Annotated in this window: 17 protein-coding genes; 5 read left to right on the top strand and 12 right to left on the bottom strand. The window is 38.2% G+C overall.

Going from position 1 to position 23,928, the window contains the following annotated elements; all coding sequences use genetic code 11:
- Positions 1–4 precede the first annotated feature (4 nt).
- Positions 5–2,944 carry a PD-(D/E)XK nuclease family protein gene (locus B4B65_RS21170; RefSeq protein WP_293918655.1) on the top strand — a complete coding sequence of 980 codons (2,940 nt, stop codon included), beginning with the start codon at positions 5–7 and terminating at the stop codon, positions 2,942–2,944.
- Between the two features lie 79 nt (positions 2,945–3,023).
- On the opposite strand, the gene B4B65_RS21165 is transcribed toward B4B65_RS21170, so the two are convergent.
- The 7 genes from B4B65_RS21165 to B4B65_RS21135 form a co-directional block, all read right to left on the bottom strand.
- A complete protein-coding gene (locus B4B65_RS21165; protein WP_201680809.1) occupies positions 3,024–3,890 on the bottom strand; it encodes a cupin-like domain-containing protein in 867 nt (288 codons plus the stop codon).
- Between the two features lie 166 nt (positions 3,891–4,056).
- Positions 4,057–5,079 (bottom strand): gliding motility protein GldN, encoded by a 1,023-nt coding sequence (locus tag B4B65_RS21160; protein ID WP_293918653.1) that lies wholly within the window; start codon positions 5,077–5,079, stop codon positions 4,057–4,059.
- Between the two features lie 94 nt (positions 5,080–5,173).
- Positions 5,174–6,697, bottom strand: coding sequence for a gliding motility protein GldM (gldM, locus tag B4B65_RS21155; RefSeq protein WP_201680811.1), 1,524 nt, complete (start codon positions 6,695–6,697; stop codon positions 5,174–5,176).
- Positions 6,698–6,741: 44 nt separating this feature from the next.
- The gene (gene gldL / locus B4B65_RS21150; protein WP_201680812.1) at positions 6,742–7,386 is read right to left on the bottom strand and encodes a gliding motility protein GldL; all 645 of its coding nucleotides are present in this window, start codon (positions 7,384–7,386) and stop codon (positions 6,742–6,744) included.
- Positions 7,387–7,432: 46 nt separating this feature from the next.
- Complete coding sequence (locus tag B4B65_RS21145; RefSeq protein WP_201680813.1) at positions 7,433–8,734, bottom strand: SUMF1/EgtB/PvdO family nonheme iron enzyme; 1,302 nt, start codon at positions 8,732–8,734, stop codon at positions 7,433–7,435.
- Between the two features lie 243 nt (positions 8,735–8,977).
- Positions 8,978–9,757: a uroporphyrinogen-III synthase gene (locus B4B65_RS21140; RefSeq protein ID WP_293918649.1), complete on the bottom strand. Its 780-nt coding sequence runs from the start codon at positions 9,755–9,757 to the stop codon at positions 8,978–8,980.
- Complete coding sequence (locus tag B4B65_RS21135; RefSeq protein ID WP_293918647.1) at positions 9,758–10,699, bottom strand: DUF4271 domain-containing protein; 942 nt, start codon at positions 10,697–10,699, stop codon at positions 9,758–9,760.
- Between the two features lie 64 nt (positions 10,700–10,763).
- Between B4B65_RS21135 and B4B65_RS21130 the strand changes: the two genes are divergently transcribed.
- Entirely contained in the window at positions 10,764–11,333 is a 570-nt protein-coding gene (locus B4B65_RS21130) for a DNA-3-methyladenine glycosylase I (RefSeq protein WP_293918645.1), read from the top strand.
- Here the strand turns inward: B4B65_RS21130 and B4B65_RS21125 are convergent.
- Complete coding sequence (locus B4B65_RS21125; RefSeq protein ID WP_201680817.1) at positions 11,330–11,875, bottom strand: phosphoribosyltransferase; 546 nt, start codon at positions 11,873–11,875, stop codon at positions 11,330–11,332. The genes B4B65_RS21130 and B4B65_RS21125 overlap by 4 nt on opposite strands.
- A gap of 1 nt (position 11,876) precedes the next feature.
- Complete coding sequence (locus B4B65_RS21120) at positions 11,877–13,955, bottom strand: transglycosylase domain-containing protein (RefSeq protein WP_293918643.1); 2,079 nt, start codon at positions 13,953–13,955, stop codon at positions 11,877–11,879.
- 264 nt (positions 13,956–14,219) lie between these two features.
- Here B4B65_RS21120 and B4B65_RS21115 point away from each other — a divergent pair, with 264 nt between their 5' ends.
- Positions 14,220–15,281 (top strand): Mrp/NBP35 family ATP-binding protein, encoded by a 1,062-nt coding sequence (locus B4B65_RS21115; protein WP_293918641.1) that lies wholly within the window; start codon positions 14,220–14,222, stop codon positions 15,279–15,281.
- Between the two features lie 146 nt (positions 15,282–15,427).
- On the top strand, positions 15,428–15,823 hold the full coding sequence (locus tag B4B65_RS21110) for a hypothetical protein (protein WP_293918639.1): 396 nt from the start codon (positions 15,428–15,430) through the stop codon (positions 15,821–15,823).
- Positions 15,824–15,847: 24 nt separating this feature from the next.
- Here B4B65_RS21110 and B4B65_RS21105 read toward each other — a convergent pair whose 3' ends face one another.
- From B4B65_RS21105 to B4B65_RS21095, 3 genes are all read right to left on the bottom strand, one after another.
- A complete protein-coding gene (locus B4B65_RS21105; protein WP_293918637.1) occupies positions 15,848–16,696 on the bottom strand; it encodes a hypothetical protein in 849 nt (282 codons plus the stop codon).
- A 200-nt stretch (positions 16,697–16,896) separates the two neighbouring features.
- Positions 16,897–18,426: a RagB/SusD family nutrient uptake outer membrane protein gene (locus B4B65_RS21100; protein WP_293918635.1), complete on the bottom strand. Its 1,530-nt coding sequence runs from the start codon at positions 18,424–18,426 to the stop codon at positions 16,897–16,899.
- A gap of 11 nt (positions 18,427–18,437) precedes the next feature.
- A complete protein-coding gene (locus B4B65_RS21095; RefSeq protein WP_293918633.1) occupies positions 18,438–21,683 on the bottom strand; it encodes a SusC/RagA family TonB-linked outer membrane protein in 3,246 nt (1,081 codons plus the stop codon).
- A 688-nt stretch (positions 21,684–22,371) separates the two neighbouring features.
- Here B4B65_RS21095 and B4B65_RS21090 point away from each other — a divergent pair.
- A complete protein-coding gene (locus B4B65_RS21090; RefSeq protein WP_293918631.1) occupies positions 22,372–23,721 on the top strand; it encodes a M12 family metallopeptidase in 1,350 nt (449 codons plus the stop codon).
- The last annotated feature ends 207 nt before the right edge of the window (positions 23,722–23,928 follow it).

The raw sequence follows: 23,928 nt of genomic DNA, 5'->3' as shown, positions 1-23,928 counted from the left end.
CAGTATGAAACCATTTTTAAAAGAAGTTGCAGAAGATTTAGTAGCCAAATTTGGAGATCGCCTTCAGGACTGTGCTATTATTTTTAATAACAAAAGACCTGTGACCTATCTCAATCAATATTTATCAGAAATATACCAAAGGCCTTTCTGGAGTCCTTCCGTATTCACTATACAGGAATTCTTTGCACAATCTACCCATCTGAACGTTGCCGATTTCTACACCCAATTCTTTACTCTTTTCAATCTGTATAATGAATTGTTATTAAAAGAATCCGGGAAACAGATCGAGATGGACAAGTTCTTTCCCGTTGCCAAAACAATTCTTAGTGATTTTGGACAGATCGACATGGATAATGTAGAGGCTGACCGTTTGTTTAAGGAGCTGGAGGATATTGCGGTTATTAATCAACAATTTGACTTCCTGACCGAAGAGCAGCATCAGTTTCTTTCCAGATTCTGGACTTCTTATACAGAAGGCAAACACAAAAGACAGCAAGAGAATTTCATTCGCATGTGGCGCAGAATGCCTCTTTTATATCGCTTATTTCATGATGCACTTAAAGCGAAAGGTCTGACCACTATGGGGCAGATCTACAGACAGCTGGCTCATCAAACCTGCTCTAACTCTCAGTTTGTCAACAATTTTGACCAGGGCAAAGTCATTTTAGTCGGGTTCAATGCCCTAAGCCAGACGGAAGCTATTGTTTTCAAAAGATGGCAGGATCAGGGAAAAACACTCTTCTATTTTGATACCGACAGCTACTATCTAAATGATCCGCTCCATGAAGCTGGTTTATTTTTGAGGAAGAATATCGATCTGTACGGCTTAAAAAATGAGCTGAACAATCAACGGAGTTTGATCACTGAGCTGGCTACACCGACAACTGTATATAAAGTACAGGGACAGACGACACAGGCTAAAATTCTCAACCAGGTTCTAGCTGAAGATTATAAGCAATTAAAACAAGATCCTTCTTATGGCCAGACGGTGATTGTACTGGCTGATGAAAGCTTATTACTACCGACACTGCAGACTATCCCTTCTGATGAACAAAGCATACAGGTTAATCTGAATGTAACTATGGGACTGGGGTATACCTCTTCCCCCTTATTCGGACTGGCAGATTTGTGGTTATCTCATCAGGTTGATATGATGAACACCCGCTCTGCTGAAGAACTGAACGTTCCATACAGAACTGTAGAGAAGTTTTTGACACATCCGCTTATTGCTGTCGATGAGAAAAAACGCACCCAGGTACTGGCTGCCTTTGTAAAAGAGCAATTGGTGGTCATTCCGCTAGAACGGTTAGTTCAGCAAAAAGGCATATTCCAATTCTTTTTCCAAAAAGTCCCGGATGCATTAAGTCTGACCAGGGAGTTAAAATCTCTGCTGGAATATCTTGCCAAACGTCATTTGGAACAGCAAAATTTACGACAGCTGGATGCAGAGTTGTTTGTCAAAACGATTCAGGAGTTAAACAGAATGCACGACACGCTGGCGCAGCACATACAAACCTCCGGAAACAAATTTGCTCCTAAATTTGCCGCAGCATTGATCCGGAAAGCATTGGAAGCTATATCTGTTCCACTAAGTGGCGACCCCCTGAGCGGCCTGCAGGTAATGGGACTTCTGGAAACACGTAATCTTAATTTTGATCATGTGGTAATCTTAGGTCTTAATGATGGTATAATCCCGCAAAACAGTGTCGGAAACAGTTTTATACCCGATAGCTTAAGGCGTGCCTACGGCTTGCCGGTACTCGAAAATCAGGATGCGATATCGGCCTATATCTTTTACAGACTGGTGCAACGTGCGAAAAAACTAAGTTTTGTATACAACAGCCTGACAGACGAAAGTAACACGGGAGAGCCCAGCAGGTTTTTGAAACAGTTAGAGTTTGAAAGCAATTTTGAATTCCGTTATCAGGATCAACATTTGCAAATCAAAGTAGAAGATCAGCAGGAATTGGTGATTCCCAAGACAGCAGCAATAATGGATAAATTAGGGTTATACTTATCCGGTAAACGAACATTATCTGCATCTGCACTTACTACATATATTGCTAATCCTATTGACTTCTTTTACAAGTATGTTGCAGAAATCAGTGAACCTGAAGAGGTCAATGAAGTCGTAGAAGCTAATAATCTCGGAACCATATTACATGGAACAATGGAAGATTTTTATAATCAGCTGAAGGCCGAGAGTAATTTTATCAGTCCTGAACGTATAGCGCAAAAGCGAAAAGAACTCACTAAACTGATTGAGCTAAATTTTATTAAAGAATTCTATCCCGAACACAACAAAAAGGTAAACTTTACAGGTATACAAAGGGTCATCATGGCCATTGTAAAAGAGTATATTCATATTATCCTGGATCATGATGAGCGTTCTGCACCTTTTACTATTCTTCAGATGGAAGAGGAGATGATTGTTCCTTTTGAATTTAACGATATCAATGGCCGGCAACAGGTCATTCATATGAAAGGAATTATCGACCGTGTGGATATCGGACAGGACGGAGTAACCCGTATAGTAGATTATAAAACCGGAAGTGACGAACTGGATTATAAAAGCCTGGAAGAGGCATTCAATACAGATGGCAAAAAGTTGAATAAGGCTCTGGTACAGACATTATTCTACACGTATGTATTTGAAAAAGCGAAAAACATTCGAAATGTAGAACCGAATCTCTATGTAGTAAGGAAAATGAAGAATGGAGGAACGCTATTTCAGACGAAAGTAGAATTTACAGATGATAAAAATAAGATAAAAAAGGCAGATCAGGATCTCTCCGGAGCTTTTCTGGCGGAAGAAAAAGAACGTTTCGCTAATTTGCTGGCTAATAAACTTCAGGAATTGTTTGATCCGCAGGTGTCATTCAGAGTAAGTCAGCACAGCGAAAATTACATATTCTCCCCATACAAGTCGTTAATGACGACATAAAGTGGGTATAAAGTGAAAAGGCTTGATCATATACAGAACATGATCAAGCCTTTTACTATAAGAAGCATGCAAATGCTCCTTACTTATATTTTTTCATTGCGCGGTTTGCCCGGACTTTAGCTGTCTGGATTTTGTAATCAAACCACTTGTCTTTAAATATTTTACGCATTGTATCATCAAAATAACGCGTAATAAACAGATTTCGGGCACCCTTAAGCTTCTCACTAAATGAAGAAGGCAATGCTCTTACTGAGATAGAATAACCTTCCGTAGCATACTGAATATAATGCCACCAACCTGCCGGCATATATAGTGTATCTCCGGGATGGATTTCGGCTTCATAACCGTTTAATAACCTAAGCGCCGGATACTCTTCCAGACTGCTGAACTTCGGATTAGCAATACTATGAAAATTGTAAGGCAACTTATACATCAGATCGGACTGGCTATTCGGAAACAACCATATTTTCTTCACACCCTGAAACTGGGATATAAAGACATGCGACATATCTATATCAAAGTGATTACGTGTAGATGATCCCTCTCCTCCGAAGAACATATACGGCAGCCACTGTAATACTTTGCCTCCGGTTACGTCATTATAGATGACATCTTTTTTCAGTTCCGGTCTGAGTTTTAACAAATCAAACAGAAATAAACGTAATTCTGTAGGCTCTTTTGTAATCAGGTTTAAATAATCACCAAAGGTCATTTTACCTACCGGTGCGCTCGCCGCACGATCCCTGGACTCTTCTTCCTTTCCATATACAGAAATCATTTCGTCTCCGGCTATTTCCTTGAAATAGTCATAGCTCCATTTCTTCCAACATGTACTTTCAGGACTTATGAAGTCCTTTATAATGACAGGTTGACCCTTTTTCAAGTAATCTCTGATAAAATCACTTGGAGCTATTCCTGAGATACTATTGACTGGTTTTAATTTCACAAGATTGACTGTATAATTTATCTTCTAAATACAAACTTAAAAAAAAATATTCCTATTAAGTGCTCTGAGTAGTGATATAATATTTCCTTTTATTAAGACCACTAACTGAGGAGACAAGTTAATAAGAATATTTCTAAATAAGGGTGACAGAGGTCACATTTTTATCTTAATATGACCACAAATCCTGCTCATAGTCCATTAATGTTTTCTTAATTCGCTCAGACTCATATAGTCTGTCTACACCGTCCGCCATATAATCTTTTATCCTCAGATCTTCCGGATTAGACTGCTTTACAATATAGCTGGAGAACATTCTCTTGATAAATACATCATCATAACTAAGCCCTGTAGCATCATTATGTCTGTTTACCACTTCTTTGTTTACAAATACATGTCTTGCTTCCGGGAAATAGATCCAAAAAGCAGGAGTAGCATCTACCTGAGGGGTGAACGTATTCTCCTGAGCTGGCAAAGCTGCTGTTGCAGGTGTCTCTGCTGCAGGTGTTTCCGGTTGTACTGCAAACGGATCAAAAGGATTTCCTCCTGTTGCTGCAGTTGAGTTACCGGGAAGAACTGGTGTAGTTGCCAGACCCTCTATGTTTGGAGTGATCAATGGAGCAATACCCACAATACGTGGCTCAAATACAGAACGTTGCTTATCAAATATCCAGTCTTCTTTTATTCTGAATTTGACAACATTCTCGCCACTGAATTTTCTTGCTTCATAATGTGATTTGACGACCTCATTATTCTCATTGTACTCTTCTACCAAAGTACTGTCTCCCCCAAAGCGGGACATTACCTGATCCACAGGAAGTACATTTTTGAAGCTGTCACCGTTTGGATCATTTTCTGTAGGAGTAGGATCATATGCTGTTAATTCACCTTTCATGACAGCATCTACGATAATATCGATCAATCTGGACTTAGGAGATGCAAATGCCTTATTCATCTTCTCACGCAGATCGATTTCTCTCCATACCCGTTTGCTATAAGCAATATCAGTCTGTCTGACATTCGCATAGGGGATTACTTTTCTTTCTGCGATATCGGATTTCACGGCATATCCATCAACAGGAGGCTCTTCTACCTGAATAGGTTTTGTACTATTCGAGAGGTTCTCCTGTTGTGCAAACACAAATGGTGTGTAAGCAGAAGCCAACAGCAATAAAACACCTAACTTTTTCATCCGTATATTTTTTATTTTTAAACGGCTAAAACACTATCAGATTTTAGATTCCTTGTGGATTTAAAAAAATCTTAATAGTGTCCTATCCCTGTATTTAATTTGTAACCTGGAATGAAATAGGATCCAGATTTTGTGCTACTCCGTCAGGACCAACACCCACAATATTGTAAATCGCAACTAACGTACCAGGAGTAATTGCTCCTAATCCTGTTTTCATCTGTGCCGAGAAGCTCGAACCAGAAGATTGGTAAGGACCAATAGGATCAACTCTTGGTTTCAGGATATACATATTAAATTTAGTAATGCTGAATTTAGCATCAAACTCAAAATTATCTAATGCTGCTGAAACTACATTCTGACCTCTAAGTTGTGCTGCCGAAATAGCGCCACCTGTTTTTCCTGCAACTCTTGCCGCTGGTTTAGGTATACGTTTTACACGAAACTCTGTTGTTCCCAGCTGCTGTACTTTACCGTCAATCTTAGCAGAAACACTTACTGTTGCCTTTCCAGGAGTAGTCACTTTAGCAGCATATTTACCACCTGATCCGGAGATTGTCACTCCGTTTCCTGCCACCTGAATACTACTCATCGGAATACCGGGAGCAGATACTGAAATTGGATTTGAAACTCCAATATACAATACGTTCATAGCGTCCGGAGATACTACTGCAGATGGTTTTGCTACCTGATAAGTCATAGGCTCAGTCAGATACTCTTTCATTGTTCCGTCTGTCTGTTTTACAAGAATTTTACCTTGCCATTTAAACTCTCCTACGGAAGAGGTGTTGACCGAATAAAGTCCCTGACCATCCTTCACATTCAGCGCACCACCGTTTACTGAAATACTAGGATTGGATTTCGAATCATAAGCAGTCAGAAATACTTTAGCAGTATAAGGCTGTCCCTGGATCAAATATGACGTGGGAGCCACTGCTACAGCAGAGAATCTATCCAGATTCACAACAGCCTGATCCATTTTACCGAAAATATGTTTTACAACGGCTGATTCTGTATTCTTAGCATCTGCTTTGATTTTTTCTAATGCGGTGATCGCTGCAGTCAATGGAATACCATCACCGAAGTTAGAATCTTCCCAACTCTTTTTAATACCCGCACGTGGTGCCGGATCCTGAGCAAACAAACTGAAACTGACTTCTTTATTGGTCAATTTTTCTAATTCATCTTTTGTGGAATTAATCATATCCCGCAATTGCTTTCCACGTTTTTCAGTTATCATCAGGCGGTAAGCGATATCTGTATTGTTTCTTTTGATCAGATCTCCTGTTTCACTATCTTCTCCGCCACCTTCCTGTGCCAAAAGTGTTTTCAGTTCATCAACATAAGCTGTCAATTTTGCTGTCAACTGCTGTGCCTTCTCTGCCTTTTCTAGAATAGGTTTGGCACGCTCCGGGTTTTCTTTCATTTTTGTCTCCCGAAAAGACAAAAACATATTATCAATCCCAGCTTGCGTATTCTGGGTTGATGTACTTAAGCTGTTTGCTAAGTTTTTGAATGCATCTAAAATGGAATCACTAACATTCAGGGCTACTAATCCTAGTAGAACCAAATATAGGATCCCAATCATCTTCTGTCTGGGTGTTTCTCTACGACCTGCCATAATGTAATTTTTTAATTAATAAACTTCGATTATTAAAAGATTACTTATGATTTGTTTGGATTCATAGCAGAAAGCATATTTCCATAGATCGCATTTAGAGAAGCTAAGTTTTTATTGAACGTACTTACCTGCTCTTTAAATTGTTGCATATCAGTAGAGGATTCATTAAATGTTTTCAAATCCGCAGCTGCACGGTCAAATGCAGAACTCAGGTTTGCTGCACCTGCTGATGCCGCATTTAATTTATCTGCAAACAGATTTGTTGCAGTAGCGGTATCTGCGACTTTAGAGATAGAAGCGACTTTGTCACTGAATGTACGTAGTCCGTCTCCTAAATTACCAATGAGGTTTTCATCTATTTTAGCATCCTGCAATAATTTGTCTAATGCTGCTGTATTACCTGTTGCTGCAGGAACTGCTGCAACTGCAGGGCGTGCACCAGCTTTTGGCAACTCACCGTTATAATCTTCGTCCAACTCAGGATATACCCTTGTCCAGTCTACTTCTGATTCGCTCGCTAAAAAACCCATTATGAAGAACAAAAGAGCTTCAACAGCCAATCCAATACCTATCATCCACTCACCACCTTTAAAGTGGAGAATTTTAAACATCAATCCAATGATTACGACAGTAGCACCCCAGTTGATCAAGGTGTTGATACCAAATTTAAACTTACGTTTTGTTGCCATTTTCTTAAAAATAATTTATGTCTTTCTTAAAATTAGTAGTTCGCTGTTATTTGGTCACGCCTGTATATCGTGTTACAGATCTGAATCCGATATATGATTTTGCAGTGTCCTGATATTCATACTGACGTGTAGAGTTTTGCAGGAAATAACCAATATCTTTCCATGATCCTCCACGTACAACTTTACGTTTCATAGCATTTTGATCGCTCGCCTTAGCGCTGTGAGCGTAAGTGGGATTCATATCATGAACGAAAGAATAGGCCGATTCGTCATAGCTCGATTGTGTCCATTCTGCAACATTTCCGGCCATATTATATAAGCCGAAATCATTTGGCCAGTAGGAATATACCGGAGCAGTATACGCTGCGCCATCATCGATATAATTACCTCTTCCTGGTTTGAAATTCGCCATCAGACAACCTCTTGCATTTCTGGCTGAAGGTCCTCCCCATGGGTATTGCATACCGTTCTTTCCGGCTCTTGCAGCATATTCCCATTCCGCTTCGGAAGGAAGCTGATAAGGCATGCGTTCTACTTCTCTGTTTTTAGCTGCTGCATTATTAAACAGACGGGTTCTCCAGGTATTAAAGGCCTGCGCCTGTTTCCATGTAACACCAACGACAGGATATTCATCAAATGAAGGATGGGAAAAATATCCTTCTACCATAGGCTCATTCTGTGCATAGCTAAAATCACTTACCCAAACCGTTGTATCCGGATATACCAGGATTGTATCTCGCATTATAAATTCTGATCTGCTGCGGGAAGGATCATTTTTCGCTGCAATTGCTCTGCGGAGATCGTACCACTCGTAATGGTATTTAAGCAATCTTACGTCGATTTCATTTTTCCCGAAGATACGATCCTCTCCCTGATAGTACATGCTGTTGACACGTTCACGTTGGGTCTGATCTTTTGTTTTCCACGGAGATTTGCTCTGTACTTTATTCCAGTCAATATGGCGTTCTCCGGAAGTAGGAGCTGTTCCTTGATTCTGAATAAAATAAGAATCATCACCTAGAAAATTGGTGATGAGGATAGAGTCACGTACCCAGTTCACAAATTGACGGTACTCACTGTTAGAGATCTCTGTATCATCCATATAGAAAGGCGCAATAGTCACCTGTCTGTTTTGAGATACTTGTGAAAAGGTAATATCTTCATCGGACTGTCCCATAATAAAAGTACCTCCGGGAATAAGAACCATTCCATAAGGTGTTTTATTGGCTTTCAGTTTATCTAATCTCACCCCAAGTAACTCTCCGTTATTACCCGGGCCTTTGCAGCTACTGATAAGCAGCGAGCCCATAACAGCAAGAGTAAGAACTTTAAATAAATTATAATTCATTGTTAATTATGCAATTGAACAAATAAGCAGATCAAAATTCAGGACCCTCTTTAACAACATTTTATCGACGGTCAATGTGTAAAAATACAACGTTTAATCAATATTCAGCGTTTTCCTCTTTAATTTTTTTTTTATTGTCAGTATACCCCTACATAATTAACATAGAATTTGACTTTCTGTTCTTCTCAGAAAACAAAAAAGGCGTCATTATAGACGCCCTTTCCTATTAAGATTTTTTTTATTCTATTTATTTACCAACTTTATGTATTGTTCTACAGCCATTGTCATACTCGGAGCTGCAGGAGTAGGTGCCGGAATATCCAGAATCAATCCGTGATCCAATAACGCTTGTTGTGTCGTTGCTCCGAAAGCAGCAATGCGTGTGTTGTTTTGCTTGAAATCAGGGAAGTTTTCATAAAGTGACTGTACACTGGAAGGGCTAAAGAAAACAATGATATCGTAAAATACATCTTTCAGATCCGAAAGATCACTGATGACAGTACGGAACAAAACTGCCGGCGTAAAATTGTATCCATTAACCTGCAGCCAGTTTTGTGTCTCTTCATTCGCCACATCCGAACATGGGAACAGGAATTTCTCTTTGCTGTGCTTCTTCAAAACATCTTCCAGATCTTTTGCGGTCTGTTTTCCGAAGAAAATCTTACGCTTGCGATATTGAATGTATTTTTGAAGGTAAAGTGCAATTGCTTCTGTAATACAGAAATACTTCATTTCTGCCGAAACCTCAAATCTCATCTCTTCGCAAACACGGAAAAAATGATCGACAGCGTTTTTACTGGTAAAGATTACTGCAGTATGCTCTGAAAGGTTGACTTTATCCTTTCTTACATCTTTTGCAGGCACTCCCTCCACATGAATAAAGCCTCTGAAGTCTAACTTTAAGTTATATTTTTCAGCTAAATTAAAATAAGGAGACTTATCATTATCTGGTTTTGGAATAGTAACTAGAATACTCTTTACTTTCTTGGCTCTTTCTACATCAGAAGTTTGCATATTGTTCATTTATTTGCTCAACGTTCTCACTAATATCAATATCGGTGCGATTTCTAGGCAGCAAAGGTACAAAATTAAATAAAAAAGAGAGAACCTAAGATTACCAAACAAATGAAAAGCAGTACGTAAATACCTGTAAATAAACAAAATAAAAACTAAAATTATTGAGAATGATATTACGAATGTAAAATAAGCAGACGGCAATAAACTCAAAACCAAGACTGTTGGCATCAGAATTAACATACTGTTAAAATAAACTAAATATAGAACCGCAATGTATTCCCTTACCAATTTATCCAATTCGAATACAAAAGAAATAAATCTTATAAACAGAATTTTGAGAATAAACAGGACTCCAACGATCAGCGAAATTTTGAGAAAATTATTTAATGTCAACGAATAGCCGTTACCTGACATATAGGCATCGTACATCAATAAAAACAAGCCTAACGTGAAACTGAAGATAATATACAGAAAGATGTAAGACCAGGAGGTTGCCATGTTATCTTCTTTACTGACCTGTTGTAACAGCCGGTCCTTAAAATACGCTTCAATAATAACATTGAAATCCAATGGGAAAAACATGCGCACCAACGCTACTGCAAATACGAGTATCATAATAATGCTTACAATCCATACCGGACGATTTTCCCTAGCATCCCCTGACCTGAATGCATCCGGCTGATCTTTCTTTAATGTATCCGCGAACTTCATCCATTTAATAAAATCTCCGTTTGTAACAATTACCTTATCCTTTATTTCCTGTGGAATGCTAATTCCACGATCAGGATCCGGCATAATAAGCGGGTACATCTTTTGAAGAGAAGAGGCACTATCTACGTACAAGGAGTCAGTTTGTATACTTATATTTGCTACCGAACGATACGGCAACAAAAAACCCATTCCGACTATCAAAAATAAAATAACGAATTGCTTCGCAGATATAGACATAGCTCTTTTTTTGAAGATGTAAAGTTAAAATAAAAAATCAGAAGACCACTTAAACATAATCAATATGCCAAAATCAGTTATAAGGTGTTCCTGGTGTGGAACAGACGAACTATACAGTCAATACCATGACAAGGAATGGGGTAAACAGGTAAAGGATGAAAAGACACTATTTGAGTTTTTGGTGCTTGAATCTGCACAGGCGGGTTTGAGCTGGATTACCATCCTGAGAAAAAGAGAGAATTATCGCCGTCTCTTTGCCAACTTTGAATATAAGAAAGTGGCTGAGTTTACAGAAAAGGATGTGGAGGAATTAATGCAGGATGCGGGTATTATCCGTAACCGATTGAAAATAAAGAGTACGATCGAGAATGCGAAGATCTTTATGAAGGTACAGCAGGAATTTGGCAGTTTTTACAATTACCTGTATTCCTTCCTGCCGGATAATTCCCCGATCATCAATGAAGTAAAATCCATGAGCGATGTACCCGTCAGCACACCGGAGTCAGATGCGATTGCAAAAGATTTAAAGAAAAGAGGGGTGAAATTCTTTGGGACAACGATCTGCTATGCTTACATGCAGGCGGTAGGTATGGTGAATGATCACATTGTTACATGTTCCTTCAGAGATCGTTAAGATCTCGAAGGAATGTGTTGATAGATATCCGGAAGATTACGGCATTGTCCGTTATAATCGAGCCCGTATCCGATAACGAACTCTTTCTCTATTTCAAAACCTATATACATGATGTTATCAAACTGCACCTGAAGATTGGCCGGTTTCATTAACAATGCACAAACTGAAATACTGGCTACTCCTAATTTTTCCAAAGCATCCATTGTATATTTCAATGAGTGGCCCGAGTCAATAATATCTTCGACAATAATGACATCCCTGCCCGTGAGATCCATCCCTACGCCTATCAGTTCTGCAATATCTTCTTTCTCCACTCCCTTGTATGAGGCTAGTTTAACAAAGGAAAGTTCTGAGGGAATAACAACCTGTTTCATCAGATCTGACATAAACATAAAACAGCCGTTTAACACACCGATAAATACAGGGTGCTTATTTTCAAAACGCATATTCAGATCAATCCCTATCAAACGTATACGTTTTTGTATCTGATCATGATCAATCATAATCTCAAATTCCAGATTATCTACTGTAAGGTATTTCATATTATTTATTCTCCTCTTCGTCTGTTTTCTTTCTTCCTAATATTTTATCAAAGAGGCTTCTTTTTTCCTTTTCTTCATTTTCCAGTTCCTTGATCATTTCTTCCTGTTCATCATCCATATTCTGCAAGGAATCTACAACCAGTCCGGCAGGTCTTGACGGTCTGAGATGCGGTTGAAGAACAACGGTATAGAATCCGTAATTAGCCACAGTGGTATCTCTGGCCAGTTGACCGGTCTTGACCATGATATTTCCATAGGTATTAAAATACCTCGACATCTGTGGTTTCAGATGTCCTGTATAATCAAAGGCGTACAGTCCTTTTTTGGGACGGGGAACAATGCTTGACAAAAATAAGCTTTCCCCCAGCGTGATTTCAGAAGGCTTTTTACCAAAATAATAATTTGCAGCCTCTGTAATACCGTACACATTATTTCCCCATTCGATTACATTCAGATAGACCTCGTACAATCGTTCTTTGCTCACCTGATGAGAAGATTCCATCAGCCAGACGAGTACAATCTCTTCCAGCTTACGAACCAGTGTCTTATTTCTGTTCAGAAAAACATTTTTCACTAACTGCATGGAGATGGTACTTGCTCCACGTTTAAATTTTCTTTCTTTTATGTTGGTAACAATAGAAAGCTTGAAAGCCTCTTCCTGAAATCCGTTATGTTTAAAAAAGAAAGGATCTTCTGTATTCAGTAATGTGGTACGCATATACCTGGAAATACTTTCATACGGAGCAAATTTGGGGTTTTGAGGACCAACCAGAATTTCGCGCATAACTTTTTCATCTTCATACGCCGTATATACAAACGGAGAATTGAGTTTACTGATATCCGCTTTTCCCCACTTAACAATCTTGAGGTCCTTATCATCCATACGGGAAGAAAAGTTAAGCTGATCCGGTTTTTTGAGATTGACCTCAAAGTCCAGATCATACTGAATCTGTCCCGAAACCTGTATGCCCTCTACAGATTCAAAAAGTCCGTTTGGAATAGCATCAAAGAATTTCTGTGCTTCAAATTTACCGGTATGAACAGCTAACGCAACGATCTGCTGGGGTTTATGAATATACTTTGCCTTCGGACTGAATTCGAAATCCCTGACCCTGACTTTGCTCCCCTCTTGAAGCTCTATAGATTGCGCACCAATATTTACTCCTCCCTCTAAAGTGGCTTCCGGCAGATTAATATCATGATCAGACAATCTCCAATGATGCAACTTCAGGTTTTTAAAATGCCAGTCCCCGCCAAGGGTTAACATCTCTTTCCCTTTTCGGTCTACTTTATTTAAATCAAATTCGATTTCATCAAAGCTTAGTCGCACTCCGAATTTACTCTTCAGAAAAGGAAACTCCGTATCTTTCTGTTCAGAAGACAGTTTGAGATTCAGTTCCTGCCGGTCAGGATTTACATATCCTGCCACATTCCATTGTGCATCATTATCATTCAGAAACAAGGCAGCATCTATATCACCTCCGCTAATCTCGGCACGGGGTATCCGTAAGCGCTGATAAGTACTGTCATCTCTGAAAGACACTTCAAAATCCTGAACATCCATATTTCTGGGAATTTTGAAGAAAACCTGTTTCAGAATTCCATCTGCTAAAGCTGCCAGATTTTTTTCGGCTTTGGGCGTATCAACAGAATCCTTATTTTTCTTTCTAAACAGGAAATCATAATTGCTTATGCTATCCTTTTTGATCAGTGTAAAATTGGCCTTATTCATTTCAATCTGTCCGATTTTTACATCTCCGAACAACAAAGGCCATATACGCACCGACACGGCGAAATCATCTATATGTGCAAGCTGATCTTTTCCTTTAGGCGTAACATATACGTTTTTGAAAATAACTGTTGCTAATCCCTTAAATCCGTAATATTGAATTTTCAGATCAACCCCATATTTTTTATCCATTTTCTCTTTGGCAGAAGCTATTGCTCTTTGCAAAATGGCATCCCGCTTACTCAACCCATAGGAAACGCCGACAATCATCAACAATATAATGCCGGACAGTATCCCGATGATCCACCGCTTCTGTGTAGGAGTAATTTTATTAAAAAACTTTTTGAGCATAATAAATGAACGAAAAAAAGCCTGTTTTCTTATCTGTTATACAATACAAGTATAGGCAAATTACATCATTCTTGGAGCAGGAAAATAAACTAGTTTCTTTGATTTGGAATGTATTTCAGAGCTCAGGAATATTGTTCCGTTCGACCTTTATCTATATTATCACAGCTCAAAAGAATGAGGTAAGATCAAAATTGCACTTTAAAAACATCCAAATGACAGGATTATGTTTTGCAATAGTTAGTTTTGTAGTTTGATACCATAGATATGATCACAAAAGAACAGATATTAAATGCCCTGAGTCATGTAGAAGAACCGGATCTAAAAAAGGATCTCGTAACACTTAATATGATTCAGCATATCGAAATATTTCCGGATAAGATAAAATTTGATGTTGTATTAACTACGCCGGCCTGCCCGCTTAAAGGGCATATCGAGCATGCCTGCCGAAATGCGATAGCCTTGTTTATAGACAAAAATCTAACTGTAGATATCAATATGACCTCCAATGTGACGAGCCGGGAGGGTAATCAGCTTTCGGGTATCAAAAATATTATTCTCGTTGCATCCGGAAAAGGTGGAGTGGGTAAATCTACGGTCGCTGCAAATCTCGCCATTGCACTTGCTGAAAAAGGTGCAAAAACGGGGCTTTTGGATGCAGACATCTATGGTCCTTCAGTTCCGATTATGTTTGGACTGGAAGGAGCCAAACCTCAATCTGTCCAAACGGCGGATGGTAAAACAAAAATTTTACCGATTGAGAAATTTGATCTTAAGTTATTATCCATCGGTTTTTTCACAGATCCAAATCAACCTATTCCCTGGAGAGGTCCTATGGCCACATCAGCGATCAAACAATTATTCAATGACGCAGACTGGGGAGAACTGGATTACCTCGTGGTAGATATGCCTCCCGGAACAGGCGATATTCATATTACTGTTGCTCAGACTTATCCTATATCTGGAGCTGTCATCGTAACGACTCCTCAGCAGGTAGCCTTAGCTGATACCATAAAAGGGATAGGGATGTTTATGATGGAAGGGATTAATATTCCTATACTGGGAATAGTAGAAAACATGGCTTACTTTACGCCTGCTGAATTACCGAATAATAAATACTATATCTTCGGAAAAGATGGAGGGAAGAGATTAGCGCAGGAAAATAAAGTTCCTTTTCTTGGAGAAATTCCTTTGGTAAAGGGAATTTCGGATGCCGGGGATAATGGATTTCCTATATTACTGGATAAAGATGACCCAGTAAGTACGGCCTTCCTGGATATTGCAGGACGTACTGCACAGCAGTTATCGATTGAACTGGCCAGACATTAAGTTCGCTTAATGCGTAACGATATTCACCTATCTTAATTATCACCAGACACATGTGCTTTTATTAGTATGGATGGTTTGGTGATAATAAAATATTTTGTTAACTTTAGTATACATCCGACTCTCCTGTTTTAGTTGCTGAAAATTCTATGGAAAGAATCAATATCATATATGATGTATATCAAAGAGCTATTGGCAAGTATACCGTCTCTATCAGGTCATTCTATTCTGCGGAAACGAAGTTAGGAATTGGCTTATTTGTAAATGAGGTAGACACGCCTCTTTTCTACTATAAAACAGACAAAAGCAACAGCATTCCTTATCTGGGCTTCAATCACAGCCAGATAAAGGTATTTATGGATTCCGATAATTATGAGAATAAAAATGTGGAATCCCGTTTTATTAATTTCACCTCTCTGATCAAAATGTTTGAATTCTATGCATACGCACACTTTGACGCCAAGCCTCAGGAATTTATTACTGAAAATCAGGTCTACATAGCTTACATTACCGCTTTCGAAAAGAAAATGAGTCTATTAAAATAGATCCCTGATTCTATCTTAAGAATATTATTCAAATGAGGATGTCACAGCCGGAGTAGCAGACTGCTTCTCGTTTGATGCAGTCCCACCCAGAACAGACTGATTTTGTCCACTCTTATCTCCACTGGTTGCAACATCATTTCGCTGGCTGAATATTTCAGGAATATTCAACTGACTTACGCCCTTGATTGTCATTAACCGGGAAACATAGAATTTTTGAGTTGTAGTTTTTGTTTCTACCTTATTATTTACCTTATCAACTACCGCAAATGTGAGGTAACTCTCCATATTCATTGGTGTAGCATCTACTGAGAAGGAATCAAAACGCGCTGGCATCAGATTGCCGTCTATAGTTGTAATATTCACTTTTTGAGACAAGGGTTTTTGATAGAGCGATCCAAACTGACGCTTTAAAGACAGGAAGTTATTTTCAATATAGGAATGGGGAGGAACAAACAGCATACTTTTAGGTAATGTTGCACTTCCATTTACATTTCCGCTTAATGAAGAATAACCGACGCTGTTGCCATTACCAAGATCATAGCCGCTTGTCCAGGAACCAGCGTTAACACGTGCATTGAGTTTAACTTCATTTCCTGAATAGCTAATCGCCTGACCGTTTACCACTAAGGCAGAACTGCCAAGGTCTACAGCGATAGGTACACCCAATTTATTAGTAATACGGGTGTGTACACTTGTATTACTGCCATTAAATCCATATTCTATTTTAATAGTGTCATTCTCAAACACAAATTTTCCTGATTTCGCATCTTTAGAAAGAGATTGACTGTCAATGGTTGTTAAATAGGTAGTAGAACAACTGTTTAATATAAACAAAGTGCACAGTGCAACTAAAAAATACTTTAATGCCTTCATATCCAAACTTTACTTAATTTCAAAGTAAGTTAAACAAAAAATATAATACTTATTACAGGACGACTCATATTTTCATGTTAAGCTTTTGTAAACTATTTTTCAGTTAACATTGGGTAATAATAAGACGTATGATGGCTTCAAAAAGAAGGCCTTCCGGAGTTTTCCGGAAGGCCTTAAGATTAACTATATCGGTCAATAGATTACTCTAAAGCACCGTTATAATCTGACTCACGAAGAGGGATTCTCCATGTCCATTTATTATTTTTTTCCGGTGTAATGACTTTTGCCAGGTCGGTTATAAAGTTTCCTCCGTTTGCGTATATTTTGCGGTCAATAGAATCGCCCCATCTCTTCATATCAAACCAGTCAAAACCTTCTCCCCATAATTCGATTGCTCTATACTTTTTGATTTCTGCCAGCAGATCTTCTCCTGTAGCAGTTGCATTGTACTGCGCATCTCTTCCCGACTTAGCAGTCAGGTTATTCAACACGGTCTGTACTTCTGAAGCGGATTTATTCTGGAAGTATTTAGCTTCTGCTTCTATCAGGTACATCTCAGATGAACGGAAATGATTCAAATTACCTACACCAGGCATATCTGTAGCCTTAAGTTTAAACTGCATATAAGCATATGTTGTAGCATTTGACTGCAAGGCCGGGAACAGTTGAAAAGCTCTTGCTTTCAAAGCCGTTCCTGCAACACCTGTACTTGTTGTATAAGCATCTGTTTTAGGATCTAAAAACAAACCTTTTCTGATATCCGTAGCAGGGATTTTATTGAACAACTCTCTACTGATACATTTTGGTGTATTCCTTACTGCACCTGCACTTGAATTATATCCTATATATGAGAAAAAAGAATAAAAATGTAAATTCTCATCCAACGCTCCATAACTGCTCCAGATCCATTCAGCATTCGGTGTGCTGAATCCCGCTTTGTAATCATTTACAGACATTAACGGATAATCCTGAACAGCTAATTTTGCATATTTTTCAGCGTTAATATAATCCTGTTTATTTAAAGCCGCACGTGCATAGATAGCATACGCAACATCCTTGTTGACTTCAAAGTTTTTAGCTCTCTTCAATCCGGATTGTTCATATAATGCTAATGCTGTGTTCAGATCATCATATATTTGCGCATAAGATTCTCCCAAAGTAGATAATGCCTTATCTCCTGTTGACATATCTGTACGTAAGATCAATCCTGAAGTACTTCCGTTATTAGAATCACTCCATCTGTATCCGTAGATCTGCGCAAGCATCATAAAGCTGTAGGCTCTGTATGTCAGTGCTTGTGCTTTAAGAAATTGTTTCTCACTTTCCGGACCCGTAGCAGCGTCCACAGAGTGAATAATGATGTTAGCATTACCGATTATTTTGTAGTAGTAATACCATGGATAATACAAATAAATGCTTGTTACGTTCTCATTATATCCGGCATTGATAATATTGGCCCAACCACCTAAGTTGACAAAGAAATTGTTTCCCGGGTAATTTCCATAATACATCTTTATGGTTCCTTCACCATTAAAACCTTGCGATTCCAGATATTGTGAAGTCATCATTTTTGCCAGACCGTTTACGGCAAGCTTTACATTGGCCGTTGTCTCAAATACGGTAGGTGTACCAATTTTTTCTGTTGGTACGGTATCTAAATAATCCTTATTACAAGAAGCCAGGAACAAAGCTCCTAAAGCTAATATTTTTATAAAACCTGTGTTTTTCATGTTCGTTTATATTATAATCCTACTTTCACCCCTACTGATACTGTTCTTGGAGTCACCCAGGCATTGGTACTGACTCCGTTCCACTGTTGTTGCGGATTCATTCCTTTTAACTTTGTAAAAGTTGCCAGATTCTCGATCCCCGCATTTACAGAAACAGAAGATAAATCAAATCTGTTCACAAGAGTTTTTGGAAGGGAGTAGCTAATTGCTATATTTTTGATAACCAGATAAGAAGCATCTTTCAGGAATCGTGTAGATGTGAAATTGTTAAAATTACTTTGAGAGAAGTTAATTCCCGGAGTTCCGTTAGGATCAATTCTGTTTTCAGATGTTAAAGTCATTCCTTCCGGAGTACCATTCCAGGAATTTAACAGATCAGCATGCAGCGAGCTTGGTGTACCTGACATGCTCATCAATGTTCTGTATGACTCATCAAAAGTTTTACCACCGATAGCGTATGTAAATATTCCGGACAGACTGAAACTTTTGTAGGTAAACAACGTATTAAAACTACCGTTCATTTTAGGGATAACACTTCCTGACCAGTCTCTCTTACCATAAGAAGATGGGTTTGTAACATAGTACTTGCCATTGATCTCAACCAAATCAGCAGCAGGAATAGGGTCTTTTCCAGGGGCAGATCCATTGACATTGAAACGCTCGGTATCTGCAAGATACAGGGACTGACCAGTCATTTGATCAACACCGGCAAATTGCCATAACCAATAATCGTATCGGCCATGTCCTTCCATCCACTTGAAGTATCCGTTTACAATACCATTCTTTCTGTTTTCCTCAGGTAAGGACAACACTTTATTTTTCAACCAGGTCGCATTCGCTCCGATATTCCATCTGAAATCCTGATTTTTGATAACATCCACATCGAAGGTCACTTCAATTCCACGATTAGACATCGAACCAATATTCTTGGTAATAGTAGATACAGCATTTGTATTAGATGTCGCTCCTGCAGAAAGTGGAAGATTAAGATCAAAAATCAAATTCTGTGATTGTTTATCAAAATATTCGACCATGAAGTTCACTCTATTGAACAGTCTTCCTTCTAAAGCTGCTGAAAATGAACTTGAGGTTTCCCAGATCAGGTCTTTAGCTGCATTTTGAGAAAGATATAAAGCAGCTACATTTGCATTTTGTGCAATGTTATACAATGCAAGGTGTGCGTAATAATCAGCACTTTCATCATTGCCAACTTCACCATAAGAAGCTCTTAATTTCAAATTGTTTACCGTATTAAGCGCGTCTTTAAAGAAGTCTTCCTTAGAGATAGACCAGCTACCGCCTAATGACCAGAAGCTACCCCAACGGTTTTCAGGAGAAAAGCGGGAAGATCCGTCTCTTCTGAATGATGCTTCCGCAAAGTATTTATTAGCGTAATTATAACGTGCTCTTGAAAGGAAACTCTCCGTTCTGTACTCTTGCTGATAATCGTATAAGCTGGTAATATTTGTGAAATTATTAAGATCTGGCTTACCTGCAAATGTTTCTGTGGTTTTAAATCCATACAGATAAGTACGGTTGTACCAGTAATTTTCATGACCAGCCAACACATCTATATGATGCTTTCCGTAATCCTTATCCCAGGATAATAATTGTTGAGTAGTATAATTTTTATAACGATAGATTCTTCTTACTCCTCTACCTTTATTCCCCATACCATCACCAATAATAGCATTATAATAATTCCGGTCTTCGGAGTTTCTTAAATTTAAGTCCCCGTTTACGGAGAATTTAAAATCTTTTAGAAAATAAAAGTCTAAGTAGACACGACCATTCAGGGTGCTGCGTATAGTATTATAGCTATTCAGTTCATTCTCCCAAATATTATGACGGCCCATATATTGCATACGTGTATCTGAACCTTCATCATATTGTTTGTTACCGGCAGCATCCAGAGCATAGGAACCATCGGCTTTATGCAGATGAATAGGATAAATCGGAGCTATACTTCTGGCATAATTAAATGGATTTGAATAAGAACTTTCATCATCATTAGTCGCAGGAATCATATTTGAGTTTTGATGAGAACCGGATAGGTTCATTCCATATTTAAACCATTCCTTTGCTTTCAAATCTGCATTTACCCTTCCTGTAAAACGGGAGAAATCTGACCCTTTTATATAGCCCTTCTCTTTCAGATATCCGGTAGAAAAATAAATATTGCTTTTTTCTGTGGCATTACTTCCGTCAATGTTGTAATTCTGACGGTGGCCTAAACGATCTACAGCACCCATCCAATCTAAATCTTCCTGATAACCTGGCAATATCTGTGCGTCGCTTACCATTTTACCATTACTGTCAAATAACTGATCACTCGGCTTATTGTAAATATTTAATTTTAAATAATCGCTGACCAGAGCTTTAGTAGCCTGTGCACCAGCTAATTCCTTTGTCGGATAATCTTTTGGATTACTAGTCAACAGGTTATTTCTGAAACCCTTCCACATGGCTTCCATAAACTGATTTGGATTCAATCTGTCATACTCTGCTATACCTCTGGAATAAAATCCCTGATCTGTACCTACATTTATTTGGGAGCGTCCAAGTTTTCCTTTCTTGGTAGTGATAATAATCACCCCATTTGAGGCACGGCTTCCATACAAAGCAGATGAAGAAGCATCCTTCAGGACAGATACACTTTCGATATCATTTGGGTTAATATCGGATACATTTCCACCAAAAGGCACACCATCTACAACATATAGAGGGTCATTTGATCCGTTCAGAGATGAAAATCCACGGATTCTTATGGTTGGTTCGGCACCAGGCTGACCTGAGGTATTATTGATCTGTATACCTGCCGCAGACCCTTCCAAAGCACCCAAAGCATTTGTAATAGGTCTTTTTTCAAGATCTTTAGAAGTAATTGAAGAAATAGAACCAGTCAAAGACTCCTTCTTCGCGGAACCGTATGCTACCACGACAACTTCTTCAAGCGCATGCTCATCGCTGTTCAATACAACATTTAGTTGTGTCTGACGCGTCAATTTAATTGTCTGACTTGCAAATCCGACGAACCTGAAGACCAGAGATGAATTGGCAGTTGCAGAAATACTGTAGTTACCATCAGTATCTGTTTGGGTAGCCTTACTAGTCCCTTGTACTATTACGGATACTCCGCTAATAGCTGACCCATCAGAGGAAGATGTGACCTTGCCTTTTACTGTAAAATCCTGTGCGTATGAAACTCCTATAAAAAGAGCGAACACAAGAATAAAACTGAGTAATTTTTGTTTCATATGTATATAATTTGTTTTTCAATTGTCATCTGCCCGTTGGCGGATCCAAACATATTCATCAGTACTTCCGCAGATTGCGCTACATGGATAATTATATGTCCTTTATAAAAATGTCCAAAACAGGACGGTAGTTAAGCAACGAAAGTTGGCTCCTTTTAAGAATTTGTGTTCAAAAAATGTCGAAAAAGAGTAGATAATGAGGTCGTCGTCAGCAACTGTTAAAAAATGTTAAGCGCAAAAATATAGTTAAAATCGAGAAAAACAAATAATTGCATAAAAAACTATTATTAGTTATAAATCATCTATTTATAACCTATTAATTATAAATAAATAGTAGAAAAACCATTTAGCAAAATTTGTAAAAATTAATTGTCTATATTACTACAGTTGTGACATGTAAGTATGAAAACTGTTTATATACCCTTAACATTATGTAAATCAGCACCCTATTTTCATCATAGTATTATCTCTGCCATCCTCCTTCATTTATAGGTATCCCTCTGTTATCATATATCTTCTTACAGATCGATCATAAGCATGCATAAACAGACATGATGCTTTTGTAATACATTTAAACCCAACCTTATAAATATAACCCCAGGTTGTGGTTTGTATCGCATATATTAAATAAATTTAATTCGATATATGGACGAACTATATAAGCTAATCAATAACAAAAACCAACAATATGAAAAAATTAAAAATCCTAAAGGTATTACTATTACTAGTGACGATAACTACAGCCTTCAACTCCTGTAGAAGAGATATTGAAACTGCTCCGGACAATCAAATGCAAGGAGATACGACTTCTTTTCAAAAGCTCTTGATTAATGGTAATGAAGTACTTATTAAACAGGAAAATGGAAAATACTATATCTCTGATGATGAGGTTCTAAGTGAGAGACAATTGAATATACTTAAAGATCTTTCACGCAGGAATACAGGCACAGCCAAAAGAAGCGCTGCCATCAGTGATGTAGTAAAAAAATGGCCAAATGGTGTCTGGTATTACAAAATTGCATCTTCCAGGGGAACAGAAATTTTGCAGGCAATGTCCTGGATATCCGCTAATTCAAATATCACATTTGTGGAAAGAACAAACCAAGCTAATTATGTAACCATTTATGATATCAATACAGGAACATCGGGATCGAATCATGTTGGTATGGAAAGCGGAACAAAAGAAATACACTTAGCGGTATCCCAAGGAGTCGGAACAATAGCACATGAAATATTACATTCGTTAGGTTTTTTTCACGAACAAAGCAGGCCTGACAGGGATCAGTATATCAATGTTTATTTAGATAGAATTTCCGACAACGATACAAGACGACAGTATCAGATAAATCCGTTGGCAACAGGTATCGGAAATTTTGACTTTAATTCGATTATGATATATTCATCAAATGGAATTATGGAAAAGAAAAACGTACAAGGTTGGAACGGATGGATCGCCCAACGGAATTTCTTATCCTCAGGCGATATAGAAGGACTGGCGTACCTCTATGGTCCAAAGATTACGAATGGTCCATCATTTATTTGTAATGAAGGAACATATACTGTAAATGCGGGAACAGTAACTCTTGAAAATGCCACCAATATAGCAACACTGAGTTCATTAGGAAATAACCAATATAAAGTTACCAGAATTGCTAATTCTGCAGGATCTGTTACGTTAAAAGCGGTTTTTCAAGGAAAAACTTATACTAAAGATATTTTAATTGGAATTCCATCTTCTTTAAATATTTTATCTAATGCAGGAGGTAATATGCAGGGAGGTGCAATATATGGCTTTCATCTAGAAGAAAACTATCCATTAACATCTATTAATTGGAATATAACCGGAGGAACTATTCTTTCCGGACAAGGTACCAGTAATATTTCCGTAAAGGTGGATCCAAATCCATTTCAAACATATAATAATTTAGGTATAAGCCTGCAGTATACAAGCGATTGTGGAAATGGTTCAGGAAACAAAACTTTTTATATTGCACCTTCCGGAGGAACAAGTCCTATTGATCCAGGAGAGCCTTTGTAAATAGAATTTGAATAACATAAAATGGCTTTAAACATTAAAATTGCATTTATTGGTGCGAGCATATGCTTGCACCATAAAAATCGTTTATAACAACTAAATAAAAGCTTAGAATTTCTTGCTAAAACAGGAATCTTATCTTCTAAAAATTCTGGCTAAAACATATTAACTTTATTCCATCCTTGAAAGATTCTTCGATATGTAAACGTG

This window comes from Sphingobacterium sp. UBA5789 (assembly GCF_002418355.1).
In the GTDB taxonomy this organism is placed as follows: Bacteria; Bacteroidota; Bacteroidia; order Sphingobacteriales; family Sphingobacteriaceae; genus Sphingobacterium.
Note: the sequence above shows the minus strand (reverse complement) of the source record. Positions and strands in the feature narration are given on the sequence as shown.

Coding starts and splice junctions, on each gene's coding strand:
- B4B65_RS21125 (WP_201680817.1), bottom strand. CDS start 11,875: ATGAAATACCTTACAGTAGATAATCTGGAATTTGAGATTATGATTGAT.
- B4B65_RS21120 (WP_293918643.1), bottom strand. CDS start 13,955: ATGCTCAAAAAGTTTTTTAATAAAATTACTCCTACACAGAAGCGGTGG.
- B4B65_RS21095 (WP_293918633.1), bottom strand. CDS start 21,683: ATGAAACAAAAATTACTCAGTTTTATTCTTGTGTTCGCTCTTTTTATA.
- B4B65_RS21105 (WP_293918637.1), bottom strand. CDS start 16,696: ATGAAGGCATTAAAGTATTTTTTAGTTGCACTGTGCACTTTGTTTATA.
- B4B65_RS21145 (WP_201680813.1), bottom strand. CDS start 8,734: ATGAATTATAATTTATTTAAAGTTCTTACTCTTGCTGTTATGGGCTCG.
- gldL (WP_201680812.1), bottom strand. CDS start 7,386: ATGGCAACAAAACGTAAGTTTAAATTTGGTATCAACACCTTGATCAAC.
- B4B65_RS21140 (WP_293918649.1), bottom strand. CDS start 9,757: ATGAACAATATGCAAACTTCTGATGTAGAAAGAGCCAAGAAAGTAAAG.
- gldM (WP_201680811.1), bottom strand. CDS start 6,697: ATGGCAGGTCGTAGAGAAACACCCAGACAGAAGATGATTGGGATCCTA.
- B4B65_RS21110 (WP_293918639.1), top strand. CDS start 15,428: ATGGAAAGAATCAATATCATATATGATGTATATCAAAGAGCTATTGGC.
- B4B65_RS21170 (WP_293918655.1), top strand. CDS start 5: ATGAAACCATTTTTAAAAGAAGTTGCAGAAGATTTAGTAGCCAAATTT.
- B4B65_RS21100 (WP_293918635.1), bottom strand. CDS start 18,426: ATGAAAAACACAGGTTTTATAAAAATATTAGCTTTAGGAGCTTTGTTC.
- B4B65_RS21160 (WP_293918653.1), bottom strand. CDS start 5,079: ATGAAAAAGTTAGGTGTTTTATTGCTGTTGGCTTCTGCTTACACACCA.
- B4B65_RS21115 (WP_293918641.1), top strand. CDS start 14,220: ATGATCACAAAAGAACAGATATTAAATGCCCTGAGTCATGTAGAAGAA.
- B4B65_RS21135 (WP_293918647.1), bottom strand. CDS start 10,699: ATGTCTATATCTGCGAAGCAATTCGTTATTTTATTTTTGATAGTCGGA.
- B4B65_RS21130 (WP_293918645.1), top strand. CDS start 10,764: ATGCCAAAATCAGTTATAAGGTGTTCCTGGTGTGGAACAGACGAACTA.
- B4B65_RS21090 (WP_293918631.1), top strand. CDS start 22,372: ATGAAAAAATTAAAAATCCTAAAGGTATTACTATTACTAGTGACGATA.